The organism is Actinomycetota bacterium (assembly GCA_036280995.1).
GTDB lineage: Bacteria > Actinomycetota > CALGFH01 > CALGFH01 > CALGFH01 > CALGFH01.
This window is the reverse complement of sequence record DASUPQ010000549.1, coordinates 1-2,132: the sequence shown is the minus strand read 5'-3', so window position 1 is coordinate 2,132 and position 2,132 is coordinate 1. Positions and strand designations below refer to the sequence as shown.

At 69.6% G+C, this 2,132-nt stretch carries 2 protein-coding genes; both read left to right on the top strand.

Going from position 1 to position 2,132, the window contains the following annotated elements; genetic code table 11:
• On the top strand, positions 1 to 1,068 hold a 1,068-nt coding region (locus tag VF468_18455), incomplete at its 5' end, for a glycoside hydrolase family 32 protein (protein ID HEX5880272.1).
• Between the two features lie 403 nt (positions 1,069 to 1,471).
• Positions 1,472 to 2,132, top strand: a 661-nt coding sequence (gene mobF, locus VF468_18450; GenBank protein HEX5880271.1) for a MobF family relaxase, incomplete at its 3' end; no start/stop codon positions are given.

Genomic DNA, 2,132 nt, shown 5'->3' with positions numbered 1-2,132 from the left:
CCCGACAACCCGCTAATCGCCGGCCCGCCGCCCGGGCTCGGCAGCGGCTACCACCGGGACCCCTTCCTGTGGCGCGACGAGCAGGGATGGCAGCTCATCCTCGGCTCGGGAACCACCGGGCAAGACCGCCACGGCCAGGTGATCCGGTACCGCTCCGACGACGCCCGAACCTGGGCATATCAGGGCGTGCTGTTCGAGGCACCAAGGCACCTGAACGGGCTGGACCTCGGGGAACACTGGGAATGCCCCCAGCTGCTCCGGCTCGGCGACCGCTGGGTCCTGATCGTCAGCAGCCAGGACCCGGACGCGAACCGACCACTGCTGCATGGGGTCTACTTCGTCGGTGCGCTGGAGGACGGTGTCTTCCGGGGGAGCCTCAGGGGCCGGGTCGACTGGGGGGATGTCTTCTACGCCCCGACGGTCCTGGTCGACCAGGCAGGACGCCAGCTCGTGTGGGGGTGGATCCAGGAGCACCTGTCCGAAGAGATCCAGACGGCGATGCCCAAGGTCGGCGCCCTCAGCCTGCCCCGCGTGGCTGACCTGGTCGGAGACGAGCTGCGACTTGCTCCGGCGCCGGAGGTCGAGGCGCTGCGAACCCAAGCCGCTCCCCAGAGGCGCGCCAGGGTCACCGCGGGCGATAGGGCCGTGCGACTGGGCCGGCCGAGCCGGCACTTCGAGGTCCAGGCCACCATCCAGGCCTCCGCCGGTCGGGCGGGGTTCGAGATCGACCTCTCACCCGACGGTGAGGAGGTGGTGCGGGTGTTCATCGACGCTGGCCGCCAACTGCTGGTCCTTGACCGGTCCCAGGCCAGCCGCGATCCGCGTACGCCGTCGAGTCGGATCGAGGCCCGCCTCCCTGATCCGGGTGGTCCATGGCGCCTGCGGGCGTTCATGGACGGTTCCATCCTCGAGGTGTTCGTGAGCGAGCGGCTCGCCCTCACCTCACGGGTCTACCCGACATCCGGGGAGCCTGGTCACACGCGCGCGTTCGGCAGGGGCGGCGACACGACACTCGACGATGGGGTCATGTGGCCGCTCTCGACCGCAGCCATCGCCGCCGCACCCTGACACCGACGCGTGCTGATGCGGTCCAAACCGGGTCGCCCCGCTGCCCTGTCGGGGCGTGGCCGGCCCGTTCTGCTCGGGCCTTAATGCCTTTGAGCATCTTGCGCTCCCTAACGGAGCCCAGCGGACGACTTGACCGGACGGACCTCTGTGCAGCACGCATGGAAGGCCGTGCGAGCAGCTACGTCATTCGCGGGCTGCAGCCTGTCATCGAACCCGGCCTGTGCCGTACCCGTCCCTACTTGTGACGCCCTGCGCTCAACCCTTGATCAGCCCCACGAAGGCGCTTGCCATAACGGATGACGGCCACCGAAGCGTTCTACTCTCGACCCGAATCTATCCGAGGAAAGCAATGCACCAGGGGTGCGTTCGCTCGCGCTAACCAAGGCGGGAGGGGAGCGGCGGGGTGGTGGCCGACATCGCCAAGCTCTCGGTGGGCCGGGAGGAGTATTACACCCGCGAGCTGGCCACCGACCACGAACAGTACCTGTCCGGCCACGGTGAGAGTCCAGGCCGGTGGTACGGCGCCGGCGCCGCTACCCTTGGGCTGCAGGGCGAAGCATCGCCGGCCGGGTTCCAGGCCATGTTCGAAGGCCGCCACCCCACGACTAGGGAGCTACTTGGTCGGCCCCACGGCCGCAATGCCGTGCCTGGCTTTGATGTGGTTCTGCGGCCGACCAAGAGCGTGTCGATCCTCTACGGCCTCAGTGGCCCGGCCACCGGCCGGGCGGTGCTGGCCGCCCATCACGCCGGGCTGGCCGAGGCGGTCGCCTACCTGGACGAGCACCTTGGGGCCCGCCGCGGCCACGGCGGTGTCCAGCACGTGTCCGGACAGGGGTTGTTGGCGGTCGGGTTCGACCACCGGACGTCCAGAGAGGGCGACCCGCTCCTGCATACCCACCTGGTGATCGCCAACCGGGTCCAGGGGCCGGATGGACGCTGGACGGCGTTGGACGGCGGGGATCTGTATCGGCATCGGCTGGCCGCCGACGCCATCTACCGGGCCACCTACCAGCGGCAACTCGTCCGGACACTGGGCGTGGAGTGGACGCCAGCAGACGGCCATG